The following is a 2,230-nucleotide window of genomic DNA, read 5'->3' on the forward strand; positions in this document are numbered from 1 at the left end:
GCTTTTTAAAACCCGATATTTTGGTTAAAGGGGCTGATTATAAAGATAAGCTTGTTGTGGGTGCGGATATCGTTTCAAGGGTTGAATTAATCGACTTTGAAGAAGGATTTAGTACAAGTAAGATTATAGAAAAGATTAAGGATAAAAAATGATAAATTTAGTGGAAAAAGAATGGCAAGAACATCAAAAAATCGTTCAAGAAGGTGAAATTTTAAAAGGACAAATCGCTAAAGTAGGCGAGCTTTTGTGCGAGTGTCTTAAAAAAGGTGGCAAGATTTTGATTTGCGGAAACGGTGGAAGTGCGGCTGATGCTCAGCATTTTGCGGCTGAACTTAGCGGGCGTTATAAAAAAGAACGCAAGGCTTTAGCGGGCATAGCACTTACAACCGATACTTCAGCACTTAGTGCTATAGGAAATGACTATGGTTTTGAATTTGTTTTTTCAAGACAAGTAGAGGCTTTAGGAAACGAAAATGATGTTTTAATCGGCATTTCAACCAGTGGAAAAAGTCCTAATGTTTTAGAAGCCTTAAAAAAAGCACAAGAGCTTAATATGCTTTGTCTAGGGCTTAGCGGAAAGGGTGGTGGAATGATGAATAAGCTTTGTGATTATAATCTTGTCGTACCAAGCGATGATACGGCTAGAATTCAAGAAATGCATATTTTGATCATACACACACTTTGTCAGATCATAGATGAGAGCTATAAAACTGATTTATAAAAACCTATGAAAAACTATAAATAAATATCAAATATTTTTAGATTTTTATTGAAAATTTATTATTATTACTTAAATTTATACAAGGAACTTTTTATGGTAAATCAACCAACGGCTACTATTTTTGCTGGTGCAAATGGTGCAGGAAAGACTACTTTATATTTTTTAGCACAAGAGCAAGGAATAAATTTAGGTTATCGCATAAATGTAGATGAGATAGCTCAAAGCATTGGAGATCATAGAGATAGACAAACTCAAATTCGTGCCTCAAAGATAGCTATAAAAATGCGTAAAGTATATATAAATGATAAACTTAATTTTAATCAAGAAACTACGCTTTGCGGAAAAGCTATATTAAATCTATTTAGTGAATTAAAAGAGTATGGTTATAAAATCAATTTACACTTCGTAGGACTTGATAGCCCGCAAACTGCAAAAGCACGAGTAAAAATAAGAGTAGCTAAAGGTGGGCACGACATAGAGCCACATTTAATAGATAAAAGATATTATGAAAGTATGCAAAATCTTTTAAAAATTATGCCATTATGTGATGAGATTTTGGTTTATGATAATACTAAAAATTATGAATTAATTGCAAAGATAACAAATGGGATATTAGATTTGCAAAATAATGTCACTTGGTTTAGTGATTTAATACCAGATAAAACACAATTTAAAAGTTATTCTTATAATAATGGATACAATCATTCTAACAGGATTAAGTCATGATAGATAAGCTTGTTTCTATCAGACATGCTGCAAATTTACTTGGTGTTACAATACAAACAATCCGCAATTGGGATAAGCAAGGCTTTTTAAAACCCGATATTTTGGTTAAAGGGGCTGATTATAAAGATAAGCTTGTTGTGGGTGCGGATATCGTTTCAAGGGTTGAATTAATCGACTTTGAAGAAGGATTTAGTACAAGTAAGATTATAGAAAAGATTAAGGATAAAAAATGATAAATTTAGTGGAAAAAGAATGGCAAGAACATCAAAAAATCGTTCAAGAAGGTGAAATTTTAAAAGGACAAATCGCTAAAGTAGGCGAGCTTTTGTGCGAGTGTCTTAAAAAAGGTGGCAAGATTTTGATTTGCGGAAACGGTGGAAGTGCGGCTGATGCTCAGCATTTTGCGGCTGAACTTAGCGGGCGTTATAAAAAAGAACGCAAGGCTTTAGCGGGCATAGCACTTACAACCGATACTTCAGCACTTAGTGCTATAGGAAATGACTATGGTTTTGAATTTGTTTTTTCAAGACAAGTAGAGGCTTTAGGAAACGAAAATGATGTTTTAATCGGCATTTCAACCAGTGGAAAAAGTCCTAATGTTTTAGAAGCCTTAAAAAAAGCACAAGAGCTTAATATGCTTTGTCTAGGGCTTAGCGGAAAGGGTGGTGGAATGATGAATAAGCTTTGTGATTATAATCTTGTCGTACCAAGCGATGATACGGCTAGAATTCAAGAAATGCATATTTTGATCATACACACACTTTGTCAGATCATAGATGAGAG

3 protein-coding genes and 2 pseudogenes are annotated in these 2,230 nt (G+C 33.6%); all 5 read left to right on the forward strand.

From position 1 onward, the window contains the following. Nucleotides 1-152, forward strand: a pseudogene (locus AJN70_RS09800) (bifunctional heptose 7-phosphate kinase/heptose 1-phosphate adenyltransferase); the annotation flags it as partial. Next, nucleotides 149-721 carry a D-sedoheptulose 7-phosphate isomerase gene (gmhA, locus tag AJN70_RS01730; RefSeq protein ID WP_070232976.1) on the forward strand — a complete coding sequence of 191 codons (573 nt, stop codon included), beginning with the start codon at nucleotides 149-151 and terminating at the stop codon, nucleotides 719-721. The pseudogene AJN70_RS09800 and the gene gmhA (AJN70_RS01730), both read left to right, overlap by 4 nt. Nucleotides 722-814: 93 nt before the next feature. After that, nucleotides 815-1,447, forward strand: coding sequence for a zeta toxin family protein (locus tag AJN70_RS01735; RefSeq protein ID WP_070232977.1), 633 nt, complete (start codon nucleotides 815-817; stop codon nucleotides 1,445-1,447). Beyond that, nucleotides 1,447-1,581, forward strand: a pseudogene (locus tag AJN70_RS10040) (MerR family DNA-binding transcriptional regulator); the annotation flags it as partial. The gene AJN70_RS01735 and the pseudogene AJN70_RS10040, both read left to right, overlap by 1 nt. Before the next feature lie 95 nt (nucleotides 1,582-1,676). Further along, nucleotides 1,677-2,230, forward strand: a 554-nt coding sequence (gmhA, locus tag AJN70_RS01745; RefSeq protein WP_070232981.1) for a D-sedoheptulose 7-phosphate isomerase, incomplete at its 3' end; no start/stop codon positions are given.

This window comes from Campylobacter sp. BCW_4341, assembly GCF_001764255.1.
Taxonomy (GTDB): Bacteria; Campylobacterota; Campylobacteria; order Campylobacterales; family Campylobacteraceae; genus Campylobacter_D; species Campylobacter_D jejuni.